This is a genomic window from Pacificoceanicola algae (assembly GCF_049341065.1).
GTDB lineage: Bacteria > Pseudomonadota > Alphaproteobacteria > Rhodobacterales > Rhodobacteraceae > Pacificoceanicola.
Map to the genome: position 1 here is coordinate 14,003 of NZ_JBMPIX010000020.1, position 16,978 is coordinate 30,980.

Here is a 16,978-nt window from a genome sequence, read left to right on the forward strand (position 1 = left end):
TACTGGAGGATTTGACATGAGCAATGCTATCGAAACCCGCCTTGCCGAATTGGGGCTGAGCCTGCCTGACGCCCCCGCGCCCGCGGCCAATTATGTGCCTTTCGTACAGGTTGGGACCACTTTGTATGTGTCAGGTCAGATCAGCATGGCGAACGGCGCTCTGATCTGCGGCAAACTTGGTGACGACATGGACGTCGAGGCCGGGGCCGCCGCCGCGAAAAGCTGTGCGCTGAGCCTTTTGGCACAAGTGCGAGCGGCATGTGACGGAGATCTGTCCCGTCTGAAACGGGTGGTCAAACTGACCGGCTTCGTCAATTCGACGGGCGACTTCAAGGATCAGCCCAAGGTGATCAACGGAGCCTCGGACACGATGGTCGAAGTCCTGGGCGACGCCGGCCGACATGCGCGCTCGGCTGTGTCGGCGGCGGCTTTGCCCTTGGGCGTTGCGGTCGAGATCGAAGGCATCTTCGAGATCGCCTGATGCCTCAATTGCCCAAGTCCTTTCTTGACCGACCCATCGCACACCGCGGCTATCACGACGCCCATGCCGGGCGGCCCGAAAATTCCCGAGCGGCCTTCGAGGCGGCAATCGAGGCGGGTTATGGCATCGAGTTGGACCTGCAACTGTCCAAGGATGCGCAGGCCATGGTGTTCCATGACTACGATCTGCACCGTCTGACCGTCGCCAAGGGCGCCATTCATCAGCGAACAGCCAAGGAATTGGGCGCGATCAGCCTGCGGTACAGCGATGAAACCGTGCCAACGCTGGTCGAGGTGCTGGAACTGGTGGCCGGGCGCGTTCCCTTGCTGATCGAGTTGAAGGACCAAGACGGCGCCATGGGCGCCAACATCGGCCCGTTGGAAGAGGCAACCGCGCAGGCTCTGGCCACCTATACCGGCGATGTGGCGCTGATGTCGTTCAATCCGAACTCCGTGGCCCGCATGGCGGACCTGTTGCCCCAGCGCCCGCGCGGGATAACCACCTGCGCCTACTCTGCCAAGGACTGGCTGACGCTTGGCGCAAAAGTGCGCAACCATCTGCGCGAGATCCCAGATTTCGACCGCGCTCAGGCCGATTTCATCAGCCACAAACACAAGGCGTTGACCGCCCCGCGCGTGGCCGAGTTGAAAGCGCGCGGCGTGCCGATCCTGTGCTGGACAATCCGTTCGCCCGCAGAAGAGGCAGTGGCCCGCAAGATCGCGGACAATGTGACTTTCGAAGGCTATGTCGCTTGATCGGCCAAGCGCAGGCCCCAAATACTACCACACGATGACTGACCAGAGCCCCGGCGCCACGATCACTGTCAATGTCTTGACGTCGCTGTCGCAGATCGCGGCAGAGGACTGGGATGCTTGCGCCTGCCCAGAAGCTTTGGGCGGAGCGCGCGCGATTGATCCTTTCACCAGCTACCGTTTTCTGAAGGCGCTGGAGGACAGCGGCTCGGTCGGGCCGGGAACAGGATGGGAGCCACGTTATCTGGTGGCCGAGCGCGATGGCGTACCGATCGCCTGTGCGCCGCTCTATGCCAAGGGGCACAGTCAGGGCGAGTATATCTTTGACCACAACTGGGCCCATGCGTGGGAACGGGCGGGCGGGCACTATTACCCCAAGCTTCAGATCGCCGTGCCCTTCACCCCCGCCACGGGGCGGCGTTTTTTGACCCGGCCGGGCGAAGAAGCCGTGGGGATTTCCGCGCTGACACAAGGCGCAATCGAGTTTGCCGTCCAGAACGATCTGTCGTCGCTGCACATCACCTTTTGCACGGAGGACGAGGCCATCGCAGGCGCGCAGATGGGGTTGCTCCGACGTCTGACGCAGCAATTTCACTGGGTGAATGACGGCTACGGCAATTTTGACGATTTCCTTGCCTCGCTCAGTTCGCGCAAGCGCAAGAACATCCGCAAGGAGCGCGCAAGAGCGCAGGATTTTGGCGGCACCATCCGGACCTTGACCGGCGACGACATCCAGCCAGAGCATTGGGATGCCTTCTGGACGTTTTATCAGGACACCGGGGCGCGCAAGTGGGGCTCCCCCTATCTGACGCGGGAATTCTTTGAGATTGCGCATGAAAGTATGCGAAACGACATCGCCCTTGTGATCTGCGAACGCGATGGGTTGCCAGTGGCCGGGGCGCTGAATTTCATCGGGCGCGATGTGCTGTTCGGGCGATATTGGGGCTGTATCGAAGATCACCCCTGCCTGCACTTTGAAGCGTGCTATTATCAGGCCATCGACTTTGCCATCAGCCACGGCCTTGCCCGAGTCGAAGCCGGGGCGCAGGGGGAACACAAACTGGCGCGCGGCTATCTGCCCGCGCCGACCCATTCGCTGCACTGGATTTCGGACAAGGGATTTTCCGACGCCGTTGCGCGCTATCTTGAAGCGGAGAAAGCCGCGGTAGACGAAGACATCGAAATCCTCACGGCTTATGGCCCCTTTCGCAAGACCCCTCAGGAGGAACAGCAATGACCGAGAAACTATCGGATACCGCCCGCAAAACGGTGCTGGCACCGCTGTTGGAAAACGGCTGGGCCATGGAGGAAGGACGCGATGCCATCACCAAGACGTTTGTGTTTGGCGATTTCACCGAGGCCTTTTCGTGGATGACGCGCGCAGCGCTTTGGGCGGAAAAATGGGATCACCATCCAGAATGGTCCAACGTCTACAAGACTGTGCAGGTGACGCTGACAACTCATGATGTGGACGGACTATCGGCGCTGGACGCCAAACTTGCGCGGAAAATGGACAAGCTGTGATCCGGGTCAGCAGCGCACCCGCTTGGCAAAGGGCGGGTCGGCTTGCGGCTGCGGGAACACTCAGTCGAGCGGGATGATCTCGTCGAACCGCGTCAGCAGGTTTACATAGTCAGGGTCATGGTCCCAAGCCGGAATACCGTCCAGCAGAACCTGCTTCGATAGCCCAGGATGCGCTGCAAGCCACTTGCGCCCGGCTTCGACGGCGCCTTTTTGATCGCCCTTCAGCCACAAGGTTCCGAACAGCATCCGGTACGCCCATTTCGCACGTGGCGCCGCCCTGAGCCCCTTTTCGATCAACGCGATCGAACCGTCATAGTCCCGGAGCGATCTCAGGCAGGCCGAGCGGCCGAAATCGATATTGAAGAGAAACGGATCAAGCGGGCTCAGCGCTTCGGCGCGGTCAAAGTGTTCAAGCGCATCATGGATCCGACCGAGGTAACAATTCACCCATCCCAGCCGCAACCAGCCCCAGGCATTGTTCGGATCGATGTCCAAAGCCCGCAAGGCGAGCTCCTCAGACAGACGAAAATCCTGGAGGGCCAAAGCGGCTGTGGCGCTGAGAGCCGTCAGTGCCGGTGCGTGCTCATCAACCTGCGGCAATGCGGCGTCAAAATCCGCCCGCGCCATGCGCCGCGCCTCTTCGGGTTGCAAGGTCCAGATATAGCAGCACCGATGAGAGTGGCACCACGCCCGTTGCGCCAGTGCCGTGCCATAGTTCGGGGATTTTTCCAGCGCGGCGTCAAGCAAGGCAATTGCCCGGTCATTTTCTTGGCTGTCATGAATCCAGAAGTGCGGCAACGCGGTCAGCATCAATTCATATGCAGTGCGCGCCTCGCTCGGGTGGCGACGGGCCCGCGCGATTTCTGCAGACCTCAGATTAGGCGAAATCTGACCCGCCACCTGCGCGGCGATCCTGTCCTGAAGATCAAAGAGGTCATCGATCCGATCGTCAAAGCGCGCTGACCAAAGCGTATGACCGTTGCGCCCCAGCACAAGCTGCACCGAGATACGCACCCTTTCCCCGGATCGCCTGACGCTTCCTTCCAGAAGATAGTCCACCCCCAAGGCCTTGGCCGCGTCCGGAGCCGAGAGCACGGTTTTCGGCAGGGCATAGACCGACTGGCGCGCGATAACATGGAACGCCTGCACCCGGCTTAGTGCGCCGGTGATTTCCTCGACCACACCCTCGGTAAACATATCGCCGCGATCTCCGCCCAGATCGTCAAATGGCATGACCGCCAGCGCCGGCTGTTCTGTGCGCCCCTGCTCCGCCGACGCCTGCTTTGGCTGTGGGGCGGTAGGCGCGGGGTCGCGCGCCCGTTCGGCGCGCAGCCAATCCTCGAACCCTTCCGAGGCAAGATCGAAGCCCTGAAGGAAATCCCCATCGCCACGCGCGCATTGAACAAGGTCCGGATCAAGCCAGACCGCCTGCCGGTCGGCGGACAAAAGACCCTCTGGCAACAGCCGCTTGAGCATCGACAATTCCTGCCGCAGCGACGCCCGGGCCTGCGCCTCGGACCTGTCGGACCAGAGCAGGTCCGCCAACAAGCCACGTTCCGCACGAAAGCCCGGTTGACTGGCCAGATAGGCAAGCATCGCTTGCGCCCTGCGGCTGAGCCCGGTTTGCCCATGCCCATCCGGGTCCGTCATCCGAAAAGGACCGTTTAGGTGCACGATGAACTTGGGCATTACGCAATCTTCGTCTTTTTTACGTTTCGGCAATCGGTTTTGACGGAAGTATTGCATTAGAGGCGGTCTGCGCGCCAATCCATTTTGCAAAACTATTATGGGCGGATGTCAGACTTGGGGGAGTTCAAATCCTCAACAAAGGACTTTCCCCATGTCGCACATTGCCACAAACCGCCTGATCACTGTCATTTTCGCAGCCCGTGACCTTTTTGGCCATTGGATCGCTACCCGCCGCGAAGACCGGCGTGCGCGCCGCGATGCCGACATCCTCGCCAATATGCCCGCCGAACGCCTTGCCGATATGGGCATCCCCGCAAGAACCGCCGCGAACCGTCGCACAAGCGGCGAAAATGGCGCGGCGCCCCGGGCTGACCTCTGGTGACAGCATGGGCAAGCGCCGGATAAAGCCCCCGGCGGCACCATCACAGCGCCGCCGGGAACCATGTCAAATCGCGGCAAGCAGCGCTTCGCCGCCCGAAACATCGCAGACGCCGGGGTTTTCTTCGGCCTGCAGTATAGTGACCTTGCCGTCCTCAACGACCATGGCATAGCGCTTGGAACGGTCGATCAGTCCCGCAGGCGGGGCGGTGAATTCCATACCAACGGCCTTGGTGAACTCGGCCTGCGGATCGCCGAGCATGGAAATGCCCGCCGCTGTTGCGCCAGTCGACTCGCCCCAGGCTCCCATAACGAAAGGATCGTTGACGGACAGGCAGATCACCTCGTCGACGCCCTTGTTGGCGAAATCATCACGAGTGCGGATGAAACTTGGCACATGGGCCGTGGTGCAGGTGCCGGTATAGGCCCCCGGCAGCGCAAAGATCACCACTTTGCGGCCCTTGGTCAGGGTATCAAGGTCCACCTGTTCCGGACCCTCGTCACCCATGCGGGACAAAGTTGCGTTTGGTAGCGTGTCGCCAGCTTTAATCGTCATTGGTTCTGCTTTCCTGTAATTGCGTTTCCCTAGGTTGAGACTATAGGCTCTGACAACCAAAGGGAAAGTGGGAGAGCGTGAAATGGCAGGTGTCGTCGTGATCGGAGCCGGCCAGGCAGCGGCCAGTTTGGTGGCGCGGTTGCGCAGCAAAGGCTTTGAGGGCGAGATCACCGTGATCGGCGATGAACCGGCTGTGCCCTACCAGCGCCCACCGCTTTCCAAGGCTTATCTGCTGGGCGAAATGGCGCTGGATCGGCTGTACCTGCGCCCCGAAAGCTATTACGCCGAGCAAAATATCACCCTGAAAACCGGCCTGCGTGTTGACGGCATTGATCGCGCGGCCAAGACCGTTTTGGCCGGAGATCAGGTGATTGCCTATGACGAGCTTGTTCTGTGCACCGGATCAACCCCGCGGCGCCTGCCCGCCGCCATCGGCGGTGATCTGGATGGCGTATTCGAGGTCCGCACTCTGGCTGACGTGGATGCCATGGCGCCGCGATTTTCCGAAGGTGCGCGGGTGCTGATCGTTGGCGGTGGCTATATCGGTCTCGAAGCGGCGGCGGTGGCCTGCAAACTGGGTCTGAAAGTGACCTTGGTCGAGGCGGCAGACCGGATATTGCAGCGCGTGGCCTCGGCGCAGACCTCAGCGTACTTCCGCGCTTTGCACACCAAACACGGGGTGGATCTTCGTGAAGGCACGGGACTGGCACGGCTGACGGGTGACGGCCATGTGACCGCGGCCGAACTGGCCGATGGCAGCAGGCTTGAGGTGGATTTTGTGATCGTCGGCGTCGGCATTCTGCCCGCGAGCGGCTTGGCGGAAGCCGCCGGGATCGAAGTTGACAACGGCATCAAGGTGAACGCCCTTGGCCAGACCTCGGACCCACATATCTGGGCCGCGGGCGATTGCGCCAGCTTCCCGCAAGGCGGGGCGCAGATGCGATTGGAATCCGTTGGCAATGCCATCGACATGGGTGAATTGGTGGCCGACAACATCATGGGCTCCGGGGCAGCCTATGTGGCCAAGCCTTGGTTCTGGTCAGATCAGTATGACATCAAGCTGCAGATCGCCGGGCTGAGCACAGGCTATGACCGGATCGTGGTACGCGACGCCGGTGACGGCGCGCTTTCGCATTGGTATTTCACCGGCGAAACGCTTCTGGCGATTGATGCAATGAACGACAGCCGGGCCTATATGGTCGGCAAACGGCTTATCGAAAGCGGCAAGAGTCCGGCGCCAGAGGCGGTGGGCGATCCCGCAACCGACCTGAAGGCCCTGTTGAAGGCGTGAGGATCATCGCCGGAGAATTTCGCGGACGGCGGCTGGCAGCAGTTGGCAAGGGCGATCCCGGGGCGCATCTGCGCCCGACCACGGACCGCGTGCGCGAGGCGCTGTTCAACATGCTGGATGGCGGGCGCTTTGGCGCGCCTTTTGATGGCACGCGGGTGCTGGATCTGTTCGCCGGAACCGGGGCGCTGGGGCTGGAGGCCCTGTCGCGTGGCGCAGTTTTTGTGACCTTTGTGGAAAAAGGACGCGTTGGGCAAAGGCTCATCCGCGAGAACCTCGGGATTCTGGGCTGTGAGAGCCGTGCGCGAATGATTGGCGCGGATGTCCTGCGCCTGCCTGCTGCCGAAGCCCCCGCCGATCTGGTCTTTCTTGACCCGCCATATGGCAAGGGACTGGGGGAAAAGGCGCTGGCCTCGGCCCGAGAGGCCGGGTGGATCGCGCCCGAGGCCTTGGTTGTCTGGGAAGAAAGTGCGCCGCAATTGGCGCCAGACGGGTTTTCACTGCTGGAACACCGGCGCTATGGTGATACCACGGTCACGCTGCTGGAGGCTGATTGATCCAAATGTGCGGGTCTTGCGACCCGCGCTGGGATTGTAAGGGGCTCTGCCCCCGCGCTGCGCGCTCCCCCGGGATATTTTTGGACCAGTGAAACGCCATGGGGGTCTGTGTTGCGGCCTTGATCGGCGGAATGGCGGGAGTGCGCAAAGCTTTGCTGGCAAATCCGGGCGGCGCTGGTATTGTTATATGCGTATACGTGAATTTGGGGAGAATCCATGTCCGTCTTCAAACCGAGCCGTCGTGATTTGTTCAGCATGGCAGCCGCCATGCCCGCGCTGGCCCTTCCTGTGGCCGCGCGTGCCGATCTGGGGGCTCCCGCCAAGGGCAACCCGTCGCATTTCAGTTTTTCCTTGGGCGATGCCAAGTTGACCGTTGTCTCTGACGGAAGGCTGGAGACTCCGGCGGAAGGTCTTGGAATCAATGCCGATCCTTCCGAGGTGCAGGCCTTTCTGAAGTCCTATTTCCTGTCGACCGAAACCAACTATGCCCACACCAACCACATCGTGATCGAGTTGGGCGAGGCAAAGGTTCTGGTGGATGTCGGATCGGGCACGCGGTTCCTGCCGACGGCGGGCGATCTGATGGGCAATCTTGAAAGCGCCGGGATTGATGCCGGCGAAATCACCCATGTGATCATCACCCATGCCCATCCGGATCACATCTGGGGCATTCGGGATGATTTTGACGAAGCGATACTGCCGGATGCCGCCTATTTCATCGGGCAGAGCGAGCGGGATTTCTGGATGCAGGATGGGCTTGCCACTTCTGTTCCCACCGAGTTGCAGCAGTTTGTCGTTGGAGCGGTAAATTCCATCGAGGTGGACGGTGCGGATTGGACCTTGCTCAGCCATGAAAAGGAAGTCGCGCCGGGCATTCGGGTGATTGACACGCCGGGACATACGCCGGGGCATCTGTCGGTGGTTGTGGAATCTGGCGGGCAACAATTGATCGCCTTGGGCGATTCGATGAACCACGCCTACATGAATTTTGCGCACCCCGATTGGTACAACAACTTCGATATGGACGGCGACAAGACCGTCGCAACGCGCAAACGTCTTCTGGATATGGCGGTGGCGGACCGGATGGCCGTGCTGGGCTATCACTTCCCCTTCCCGGGGGTTGGCCATGTGATGAAAGAGGGCGATGCCTACAGGTTTGTACCCGCCATGTGGCAATGGTGAACGCGCCCTGATCGTGACGAGCCGGGGGCGTTTGCCCCCGGTCCCCACGTTTTGGGACAATATGAAAAGGCCGCGTCGCTTTCAGTAGGTCGGATGGAAGCGACCGGCTGGCGACAGCGTGAAAATCTCGACACCATCGGCCGTTACTCCGACAGAATGTTCGAACTGCGCCGAAAGGCTTTTGTCGCGTGTGACCGCTGTCCATTCGTCGGCCAGCACCTTGGTTTCGGGGCGGCCCAAGTTCACCATGGGTTCGATGGTGAAGAACATGCCTTCTTCGAGAACCGGGCCGGTGCCGGGACGACCATAGTGCAACACGTTCGGCGGCGCGTGAAAAACCCGGCCAAGACCGTGGCCGCAAAAATCGCGCACAACCGACATGCGGTTGCTTTCGACATATGTCTGGATGGCATGTCCAATGTCGCCAAAGGTATTACCCGGTTTCACCGCTTCAATGCCGTGCATCAGGGAATCGTGGGTAACCTGGATCAGACGCTCGGATTTGCGCGACAGCTTGCCTGCCACATACATCCGCGATGTATCGCCAAACCAACCATCCACGATGACCGTCACGTCGATATTCAGGATATCCCCATCCTTGAGCTTTTTGTCGCCCGGAATGCCGTGGCAAACCACGTGGTTCACTGAAATGCAGCTGGCGTGCTTATAGCCCTTATATCCAATAGTGGCCGATACTGCGCCGGCCTCGTTCACGCGGTTGCGAATGAAATCATCGATCACGCCGGTGCTTTGACCGACAAAGACGTGGCTGGCCACTTCGTCGAGGATTTGCGCAGCCAATTGGCCAGCCTTGTGCATTCCTGCAAAGTCTGCCTCTTGGTAGATACGAATGCCGTCTCGGGTTTTGCGCCCGCCGTGATCAATGTTCACGTCATGCTCCATCGTTAGTTGCGCCATATTTAGACGCTCAGCGCGGGTTTTGCCAGTCCATGCGGCAATGCAGCATCGGGAACCAATCAAAGCTTCCCGGCGTTCGGGGAAAAACAACTGCGAGGACAGACCAAATGGATCAACTGCACCAGCTATTGAATACCGAAATTGTGGGTGGAAAATCCATATCAGATCTGTTGACGCTGGATTTCATGGCGCGGGTTCTGGGCAGTGTCCTAGCAGCCCTCCTTATCCTGATCATAGGCTTCATCATAGCCGGGTGGGTGCGCCGCCGCATTCGCGCGATCGGCGAGAAGAACCCCAAGATGGATATCACCCTGTTCCACTTTCTTGGAAACACCGCCCGCTATGTCATCCTGATCTTTGCCAGCCTGTTCGTGCTGAACACATTCGGGGTGCAGACGACCTCGATCGTCGCGGCGCTGGGTGCGGCTGGTCTGGCGATTGGCCTCGCCTTGCAGGGAACCCTGTCGAATGTGGCGGCAGGGGTGATGCTGATCATCTTTCGCCCCATCCGGATCGGTGATTTCGTGGCCGTCGCGGGCGAGATGGGAACCGTCAAGGACATCACCCTGAACACCACCGAGCTTGCCGGTCTCAGTAACGTGCAGATCATCATACCCAATGCCCAGGTCTGGGGGAATGTGATCGAAAACTATTCTGTCTATGACACGCGCCGCGCCGAATGGACCTTTGGGGTGAGCTATGGCGCGAACCTTGCGCAGGCTGAACGAGTGATCCGCGAGACGATCATGAACGACCCGCGTTCGATGAACGATCCGGAGCCCTTTGTTCAGGTGAACGCCCTGAATGAAAGTTCGGTCGATTTTCTGGTGCGGGTCTGGGTCAGTTCAAGCGATTTCTTTCAGTATCAGGCCGATATGAAGCGCCGCGTCAAAGAGGCCCTCGACCGCGAAGGGGTGGATATCCCCTTTCCCACACGCACGCTGTATCTTGAGCGTTCGGACGCCTCAGACGAGGCCAAGGATGACCCGAAAAGCGACGCGGCCTGAACGCGGCCTCGCGCCGTCTTTCCTTCCTTTGGTGCAGCGCGTAAACCGCCCTGACACCGCAAGGAGAGGCCCATGTCGCATATTACCCTCGTCCGCCACGGGCAGGCCAATTCCACTGCCCGCGACGAAGGCAGCTATGACCAGCTCAGCCCTCTGGGGTGGCAGCAGGCTGAATGGCTTGGGGGATATTTCCGGCAGGCGGGCGAACGCTTTGCCCGGGTCTATACGGGCACGCTGCGCCGTCATGTCGAGACCGCGCAGGGGATCAAACCCGATTGTGCCGCCGCCGCCATTCAGGACGCGCGCCTGAACGAGATGTCCTATTTCGACCTTGCCCATGCGCTGGAACAGCAGCACGGCATCCCCATTCCGCAAGATCGCGAAGGCTTTATCAGCCATCTGCCGACCCTGTTCAGCCATTGGAAGGACGATGCGATCAAGGACCCGCCGGAAAGCTTTGCGCATTTCGAAAATCGTGTAGGAGAGGCCCTGCACGAGATCGCCAATGGAGAGGGACGCGCGCTTGTGGTGACCTCGGGCGGGCTGATCGGCATGGCCATGCGGATCGTCATGGGGCTGGAGCTGACCGCCATGGCCCATATCTGCCTTGCGATTGAAAACAGCTCGGTCCACCGGATCCAGCCATTGCCGACAGGATTGGCACTGACCCAGTTCAACGCTCTGCCACATCTGGACACACCGGAACGGCAGCACGCCCGCAGCCACCTTTAACCCGGCTTCGCCCTGCGTTAGCGTGTCGCCAAACTGACAGGAGCCCGCATGATCCATTTGTGGATTCGAGCCGAAAGCCGCCCCAACGAAGAACGTGTCGGCATCACCCCCGATGGCGTCAAGGCGCTGGTGGCCAAAGGCTTTCGTATCACCGTCGAGGAAAGCGGCACCCGCATCCTGCCGACTGACGCCTTCGCCAAGGCGGGTGCTGAAATCGCGCCCGAGGGCAGTTGGCCCGACGCGCCGCGCGATGCCATCATCTATGGCCTCAAGGAATTGCCGGACGACGGGACACCCCTGCCCCATCGCCACATCATGTTCGGCCATGCCTACAAAGGGCAGACTGCGGGCCAGCGTCTTTTGGCGCGTTTCGTCGCCGGAGGCGGGACGCTCTACGATCTGGAATATCTCGTGGACCCAGACGGCCGACGCGTGGCTGCCTTTGGGTATTGGGCGGGCTATGCCGGGGCGGCAGTGTCAGTTCTGGCTTGGGCAGCGCAGCAGAATGGCGGGATTTGCCCCTCTGTGACGACTTGGAAAAACTCCGAGGCGATGCTGGACGACCTGCGCGACGCTTTGAATGGCAAGGCGCCGGAAAAGGCGTTGGTTATCGGCGCGCTTGGTCGCGTCGGAACCGGCGCCACGGACCTTTGCGAAGCGCTGGGGATTGCCGTGACCAAATGGGACATGGCCGAAACCGCCCATGGCGGCCCCTTCCCCGAAGTGCTGGCGCATGACATGTTCTTCAACTGCATCCTTGCGCGGCCCGGCTGCCCGGTCTTCGTTCCGGCCTCGGCCAAGACGGCCCCGCGCAATCTGACGGTGATTGGCGACATCGCTTGCGACCCACAATCCAATTTCTCGCCCATCAAGGTCTATGACCGCGAAACCGACTGGCAAAAGCCAGTGATACGCGTCCACGACTCGCCGCCGCTGGACGTGATGGCAATCGACAACCTGCCCTCGCTGCTGCCGCTGGAATCCTCGCAGGATTTTGCCGGGCAAATGCTGCCTTGGCTGGAAACGCTGGACACCATTGGCGACGGCGTCTGGGGTCGGGCACTGACAATCTTTCAAGAACACAAACCCGAGGTGACTTCATGACCATCCATTGGTGCGGCACTGGCCTTTCGACCGTTCCCGGCCTGCGCAGGCTGATCAAGGCAGGCCACGATGTGGCTGTCTGGAACCGCACCGTCGCCAAGGCCCGGGAAGCGGTGGGCGATCTGACGGACAACATCCACGCCTTTTCGCCCGAGGCGCTAAGCGCCGAAGTCAAAGCCGGAGACGTCGTTGTCTCCATGCTGCCCGGTGACTGGCACGTGCAACTTGCGGAAATGGCGATTTCCAAAGGCGCGAATTTCGTCTCGTCCAGCTATATCGCCCCTGAAATGCGGGCGCTGGACGCGGCAGCCAAAACGGCGGATGTGCGCGTGGTCAACGAGATCGGCCTTGATCCCGGGATCGATCACCTGATGGCCCATCACCTTGTGGCCGACTATCGCGCCTCGGACGCCTATGATCCCAAGAACGCGATCAGCTTTCATTCCTACTGCGGCGGTGTTCCGAAATTCGCCAACGCCTTTCGTTACAAGTTCAGCTGGGCGCCTGTCGGGGTTCTGAAGGCGCTGAAATCCCCGTCGCGGTCGATCCGGCACTTCTCGGAACTGAATGTCTCACGCCCGTGGGATGCTTTGGGGCGCTTCGATGCGCCGCTCTCCACCCCCGAAACCTTTGAGGTCTATCCAAACCGCGACTCGATCCCCTTTATCGAGGATTACAAGTTTGACCCGGCTTGGCCGGTCAAGGACTTCGTCCGCGGCACCCTGCGCCTGAATGGCTGGGCCGATGCCTGGGCTGACATCTTTGCCGAGGTCGGGACCGCCAGCGACGAACGCCTGACCGAGATCGCCGAAGGGCTTCTGAAACAGAATGCCTATGACGAGGGCGAGCCAGACCGCGTGGTTCTGTGCGTCTCCTTCGAGGCGCAGAAGGACGGGCAGACCGTCTGGCACAAGACCTATGTGATGGACGCATGGGGCGACGCGCGCGGCACGGCCATGGCGCGGCTGGTCTCGGTCCCGGTATCGTTGGCGGTGGAAGCGGTGCTGAACCGCGAAATGCCTGCCGGTGTGCAGGCCGCCCCATCAGACCCCAAACTGGTCGAACGTTTCATGGACGAGGTTCAGACGCTGGCACAGCACCTGACCGTGGTCGATCATCTGGCCTGAGGCGCTTTGGACTGCGGATGGGAGTGAGGGGCCAGCCCCTCACGCTCCCCGGGGTATTTTTGACAAGATGAAAAAGCGGCGAAGGTTATCCGCCCAGCTTTGGTGCGGGTTTGTCAAGCACCAGTTCGGCATCTGAAAAGCGGAACGGCGCGCGCACACCGGGGACGCCATCCGGGGCGATTTGCAGTCCTCGGGCGATGACCTGCGGATCGGCAAAAACCTCGGCCATATCGTTGATCGGACCGGCAGGAATCCCCTTGTCCTCACACCCCTGAAGCAGGTCGCTCTTGGTGCGTTTGCGGGTTTCCGACATGAGCCGCGCGATCATCGCCTCGCGGTTCTGGACGCGATCAGCATTGGTCAGATAGTCCGGATCCTCTGCCATATCGTTGAGGCTCAGCAGCGCGCAAAGCCGCCGGTATTGGGCATCATTGCCGGTGGCGATGATGATATGACCGTCAGCGCAGTCAAAGACCTGATAGGGCGTCAGGTTCGGATGGTAATTGCCCGTGCGCCCCGGCGGCGTGCCGGTGGACAGGTAGTTGAGCCCCTGATTGGCAGTGGCCGACACCGCGCAATCCAGCAAAGCCATGTCAATGTGCTGCCCCATGCCGGTGCGTGTCCGCTGATGCAGAGCCGCAAGAATGCCCGTGACCGAATAAAGTCCGGTGAACAGGTCAGTGATCGCGACCCCGGCGCGCTGCGGTTGACCATCTGGTTCGCCAGTGATCGACATCAGGCCAGACATGCCCTGAATGATATAGTCATAGCCTGCGCGGTGGGCATAGGGGCCATCCTGCCCGAAACCGGTGATCGAACAATAGATCAACCGCGGGTTCACCGCCGCGAGGCTATCGTAATCGAGACCGTATTTCCTCAGGCCCCCGACCTTGAAATTCTCGATCAGGATATCCGCATCCTTCACAAGGTCGCGCATCCGCGCCTGACCTTCGGCGCTGGCGATGTCTACAACCTCAGACGCTTTGCCGCGATTGCAGGAATGAAAATACGACGCCGAGCGATCCCCGTCATGCTCGATGAAAGGCGGGCCCCATTTGCGCGTGTCATCGCCAGCGGGCGCTTCGATCTTGAGAACATCAGCGCCCAGATCGGCAAGCGTCTGACCGGCCCAGGGGCCCGCCAGAATGCGGGCCAGTTCAATGACTTTCAGCCCTTCAAGCGGGCCGCGCGGCGCAGAGATCATTCGGCCAGTTTCTCGTCCAGCAGAGCCGAGAAATCGGCATAGCTCATGTTCGAGTACTTGGTGCCGTTGATCACGAAGGACGGGGTCGATTCGATGCCATCCGCCGTGGCGTTGCCCTGGTACCAGCTGACAAGGTTTTGCAGCTTTTCGCTGTCGTTCATACAGGCATCCAATTGCTCGGCGTTGATCCCGGCAAGGCGGCCAATCTTGCGCAATTCATCGGCAATCGCAGCGTCCGAGCCTGCACGAACCCACTCCGCCTGACCTTTGTAGATCAGATCGGCAATGCCGAAATACTTTTGTTCACCACCACAGCGCGCGATCAGCGAGGCCCACATGCCGTATTTGTCAAAGAACACTTCGCGATAGACAAAGTAGATCTTGCCGGTGTCGATGTAGTTCTTCTTGAGCTGCGGGATCAGGTTGGCGTGGGCATTGGCGCAGTGCGGACAGGTGAACGAGGCATATTCGATGACCTCTACCGTCGCATCGGGATTGCCGATGGCCATTTCGGTCAGGCCAAAATCCTGCGCGGTCTTCGCGTCGGTTGCGGTGGCCGCAGGCTCAGCCTCGGAGCTTGTCTCGGTGGCTTGCTGAGTGACCCACCAATACCCGCCGCCCGCAAGGACGATCAGGACGGCAACGATAGCGATCAAGCGGTTCATGTAGTGCCTCATTCTTGTGTCTTGCCGCGGCTTTATCGGCGGCGTTCGTGCTTGGATATGACGTTTGCCCCCAGACGTTCAAGCGCTGCACGCAGGCTGTCATCCCCAACCTCGGCGGTGGCGCTGCGCGCACGGGCGGTCTGGTCGGGATCCGGACGGGGTTTCTCGACCTGTTTGGGACGGTGCACAAAGTCGGCCTGACCCTCGGCAAAGCCGGTCGCGGCGGTCTGGGTCACCCGCAGCCGCGTGATCGCATTGTAGCCGTAGACGGCATTGATCCGCTCACGCAGCTTTTCTTTCTGCATCTCCAGAACAGGAGCATTCGCCCCGGTGGTCAAAAGCGTCAACGTGGCGCCGAATCCCCCACGTCCATAGGATATTTCGACCGGACGAGAGATCGCAGCGATGTCCGCACCGGCGATCTCTGCCCAATGGGTCAGCACGCGCGATTGGGCAAACCCCCGGCTTTCCGAGGCTTTGCGGATATTGCCTTCCAGCAGCTTTGCGGTATGGGCAAAGCCGAAGGTCGAAGTCTTGCGTTGCGACATGGGTTGAATCTCACTCTCGGAGACTATTCTAGTGACCTGCGTGGCCCGCGTCAGCCCCGGAATTCATATCTCGTTAAGGAGATCAAACTTGCGTGAGATGGCCAAGGCCAGCGATCTTCTGGAATGGTACGACCGCCATTCGCGCGATTTGCCGTGGCGGATCAGCCCTTCGGCGCGCGCGCGCGGGGTTCAGCCTGATCCCTACCGGGTCTGGTTGTCTGAAATCATGTTGCAGCAAACCACTGTCGCGGCAGTCAAAAGCTATTTCGAGACGTTCACGTCGCGCTGGCCGACCGTGCAGGATCTGGCCGATGCCCGCGACGAAGATGTCATGGCGGCCTGGGCTGGGCTGGGCTATTACGCCCGCGCCCGCAACCTGCTGAAATGCGCGAGGGTGGTGCGCGACGAATTCGGCGGCGTCTTTCCTGCGGACCACGCCGCGCTTTTGACCCTGCCCGGGGTTGGGCCATACACGGCCGCGGCGATCTCGGCCATTGCCTTTGATCTGCCCGAGGTGGTGGTCGATGGCAATGTCGAACGGGTCATGGCGCGCCTGTTTGACGAACACACGCCCTTGCCTGCGGCCAAACCGATCCTCACAGGCTATGCGGCTTCGCTGACGCCTGACCAGCGCCCCGGCGACTATGCGCAAGCGGTGATGGACCTTGGCGCCACCATCTGCACCCCCAAAAGACCCGCCTGCGGGTTGTGCCCCTGGCGGCGATCTTGCGCATCCTGGGCTGTCGGAACCCCTGCCGACCTGCCGAAGAAGACCCCGAAAAAGAAGAAGCCCACGCGGTTTGGCATCGCCTATCTGGCGCGGCGGGTCGATGGCGCCTTTTTGCTGGAACGGCGCCCGGACAGCGGATTGCTGGGCGGAATGCTGGGCTGGCCGGGATCAGACTGGGGCGAAGACGCCCCGCAAGACGCCCCGCCGATTCGCGCCGAATGGAAGACCGTTCCCGCCGAGGCGCGCCACACCTTTACGCATTTCCACTTACGCCTGATGGTCAAGACCGCACTCGTCCCGATGGAACGCCAGCCGGACCGGGGGCATTTCCTGTCCCCCGAAGAGTTTTCCCCAAGTGATCTGCCAACCGTGATGCGCAAGGCCTTCGATGTGTCGCGGTAGTGCGGGGCTGAAATCTTCTCTGGCCGCCCCGAGCGCCAACCCAACGCCCAATTTGACCCTGCGCAAGGCTGCGTTCAGACCCTTGGGCTAAGACGTGGGACAGGTTATGTTGAGCCCAAAAAACCGGAGCAGTG

General features: G+C 60.8%; 19 protein-coding genes. 13 read left to right on the top strand and 6 right to left on the bottom strand.

Translation table 11 applies throughout. The features are described 5' to 3' along the window. Window positions 1-16 precede the first annotated feature (16 nt). From ACOYQJ_RS20470 to ACOYQJ_RS20485, 4 genes are read left to right on the top strand one after another with little or no spacing between them, the layout of a single operon-like run. Window positions 17-481, top strand: a complete 465-nt coding sequence (locus ACOYQJ_RS20470) for a RidA family protein (protein ID WP_422907863.1) — start codon at window positions 17-19, stop codon at window positions 479-481. Further along, complete coding sequence (locus ACOYQJ_RS20475; RefSeq protein ID WP_422907864.1) at window positions 481-1,236, top strand: glycerophosphodiester phosphodiesterase family protein; 756 nt, start codon at window positions 481-483, stop codon at window positions 1,234-1,236. Before ACOYQJ_RS20470 ends, ACOYQJ_RS20475 begins: the two co-directional genes overlap by 1 nt. Window positions 1,237-1,270: 34 nt before the next feature. Next, window positions 1,271-2,470: a GNAT family N-acetyltransferase gene (locus ACOYQJ_RS20480; RefSeq protein WP_422907928.1), complete on the top strand. Its 1,200-nt coding sequence runs from the start codon at window positions 1,271-1,273 to the stop codon at window positions 2,468-2,470. Beyond that, window positions 2,467-2,757, top strand: coding sequence for a 4a-hydroxytetrahydrobiopterin dehydratase (locus tag ACOYQJ_RS20485; protein WP_422907865.1), 291 nt, complete (start codon window positions 2,467-2,469; stop codon window positions 2,755-2,757). Before ACOYQJ_RS20480 ends, ACOYQJ_RS20485 begins: the two co-directional genes overlap by 4 nt. 60 nt (window positions 2,758-2,817) lie before the next feature. On the opposite strand, the gene ACOYQJ_RS20490 is transcribed toward ACOYQJ_RS20485, so the two are convergent. Next, a complete protein-coding gene (locus ACOYQJ_RS20490; RefSeq protein WP_422907866.1) occupies window positions 2,818-4,446 on the bottom strand; it encodes a tetratricopeptide repeat protein in 1,629 nt (542 codons plus the stop codon). A gap of 151 nt (window positions 4,447-4,597) precedes the next feature. Here ACOYQJ_RS20490 and ACOYQJ_RS20495 point away from each other — a divergent pair, with 151 nt between their 5' ends. Beyond that, window positions 4,598-4,828 (top strand): hypothetical protein, encoded by a 231-nt coding sequence (locus ACOYQJ_RS20495; protein WP_422907867.1) that lies wholly within the window; start codon window positions 4,598-4,600, stop codon window positions 4,826-4,828. A 63-nt stretch (window positions 4,829-4,891) separates the two neighbouring features. Here the strand turns inward: ACOYQJ_RS20495 and ACOYQJ_RS20500 are convergent, their stop codons facing one another. Next, window positions 4,892-5,380 carry a peroxiredoxin gene (locus ACOYQJ_RS20500; protein WP_422907868.1) on the bottom strand — a complete coding sequence of 163 codons (489 nt, stop codon included), beginning with the start codon at window positions 5,378-5,380 and terminating at the stop codon, window positions 4,892-4,894. An 82-nt stretch (window positions 5,381-5,462) separates the two neighbouring features. Here ACOYQJ_RS20500 and ACOYQJ_RS20505 point away from each other — a divergent pair, with 82 nt between their 5' ends. The 3 genes from ACOYQJ_RS20505 (at window position 5,463) to ACOYQJ_RS20515 (ending at window position 8,407) form a co-directional block, all read left to right on the top strand. Further along, window positions 5,463-6,671 (top strand): NAD(P)/FAD-dependent oxidoreductase, encoded by a 1,209-nt coding sequence (locus ACOYQJ_RS20505; RefSeq protein WP_422907869.1) that lies wholly within the window; start codon window positions 5,463-5,465, stop codon window positions 6,669-6,671. Further along, window positions 6,668-7,225, top strand: a complete 558-nt coding sequence (gene rsmD, locus ACOYQJ_RS20510; RefSeq protein ID WP_422907870.1) for a 16S rRNA (guanine(966)-N(2))-methyltransferase RsmD — start codon at window positions 6,668-6,670, stop codon at window positions 7,223-7,225. The genes ACOYQJ_RS20505 and rsmD overlap by 4 nt, the downstream gene beginning before the upstream one ends. Before the next feature lie 216 nt (window positions 7,226-7,441). Beyond that, window positions 7,442-8,407: an MBL fold metallo-hydrolase gene (locus ACOYQJ_RS20515; protein ID WP_422907871.1), complete on the top strand. Its 966-nt coding sequence runs from the start codon at window positions 7,442-7,444 to the stop codon at window positions 8,405-8,407. An 81-nt stretch (window positions 8,408-8,488) separates the two neighbouring features. On the opposite strand, the gene map is transcribed toward ACOYQJ_RS20515, so the two are convergent. Next, window positions 8,489-9,325 carry a type I methionyl aminopeptidase gene (gene map, locus ACOYQJ_RS20520; protein WP_422907872.1) on the bottom strand — a complete coding sequence of 279 codons (837 nt, stop codon included), beginning with the start codon at window positions 9,323-9,325 and terminating at the stop codon, window positions 8,489-8,491. 107 nt (window positions 9,326-9,432) lie between these two features. Between map and ACOYQJ_RS20525 the strand changes: the two genes are divergently transcribed. The 4 genes from ACOYQJ_RS20525 to ACOYQJ_RS20540 all read left to right on the top strand — a co-directional run bounded on the left by ACOYQJ_RS20525 (window position 9,433) and on the right by ACOYQJ_RS20540 (window position 13,295). Then, on the top strand, window positions 9,433-10,332 hold the full coding sequence (locus ACOYQJ_RS20525; protein ID WP_422907873.1) for a mechanosensitive ion channel family protein: 900 nt from the start codon (window positions 9,433-9,435) through the stop codon (window positions 10,330-10,332). 72 nt (window positions 10,333-10,404) lie between these two features. Then, a complete protein-coding gene (locus ACOYQJ_RS20530; protein ID WP_422907874.1) occupies window positions 10,405-11,064 on the top strand; it encodes a histidine phosphatase family protein in 660 nt (219 codons plus the stop codon). Window positions 11,065-11,112: 48 nt separating this feature from the next. Continuing rightward, window positions 11,113-12,168 carry a saccharopine dehydrogenase gene (locus ACOYQJ_RS20535; protein ID WP_422907875.1) on the top strand — a complete coding sequence of 352 codons (1,056 nt, stop codon included), beginning with the start codon at window positions 11,113-11,115 and terminating at the stop codon, window positions 12,166-12,168. Continuing rightward, window positions 12,165-13,295: a saccharopine dehydrogenase C-terminal domain-containing protein gene (locus tag ACOYQJ_RS20540; protein ID WP_422907876.1), complete on the top strand. Its 1,131-nt coding sequence runs from the start codon at window positions 12,165-12,167 to the stop codon at window positions 13,293-13,295. The genes ACOYQJ_RS20535 and ACOYQJ_RS20540 overlap by 4 nt, the downstream gene beginning before the upstream one ends. 85 nt (window positions 13,296-13,380) lie before the next feature. Here the strand turns inward: ACOYQJ_RS20540 and ACOYQJ_RS20545 are convergent, their stop codons facing one another. Genes ACOYQJ_RS20545 through ACOYQJ_RS20555 form a run of 3 tightly spaced genes read right to left on the bottom strand, consistent with a single transcriptional unit; the run spans window position 13,381 to window position 15,712 of the window. Then, on the bottom strand, window positions 13,381-14,499 hold the full coding sequence (locus ACOYQJ_RS20545; protein WP_422907877.1) for a CaiB/BaiF CoA transferase family protein: 1,119 nt from the start codon (window positions 14,497-14,499) through the stop codon (window positions 13,381-13,383). Beyond that, window positions 14,496-15,164, bottom strand: coding sequence for a DsbA family protein (locus ACOYQJ_RS20550; RefSeq protein WP_422907878.1), 669 nt, complete (start codon window positions 15,162-15,164; stop codon window positions 14,496-14,498). The genes ACOYQJ_RS20545 and ACOYQJ_RS20550 overlap by 4 nt, the downstream gene beginning before the upstream one ends. A gap of 32 nt (window positions 15,165-15,196) precedes the next feature. Next, a complete protein-coding gene (locus ACOYQJ_RS20555) occupies window positions 15,197-15,712 on the bottom strand; it encodes a DUF721 domain-containing protein (protein ID WP_422907879.1) in 516 nt (171 codons plus the stop codon). An 88-nt stretch (window positions 15,713-15,800) separates the two neighbouring features. Between ACOYQJ_RS20555 and mutY the strand changes: the two genes are divergently transcribed. Next, a complete protein-coding gene (gene mutY / locus ACOYQJ_RS20560) occupies window positions 15,801-16,844 on the top strand; it encodes an A/G-specific adenine glycosylase (protein ID WP_422907880.1) in 1,044 nt (347 codons plus the stop codon). The last annotated feature ends 134 nt before the right edge of the window (window positions 16,845-16,978 follow it).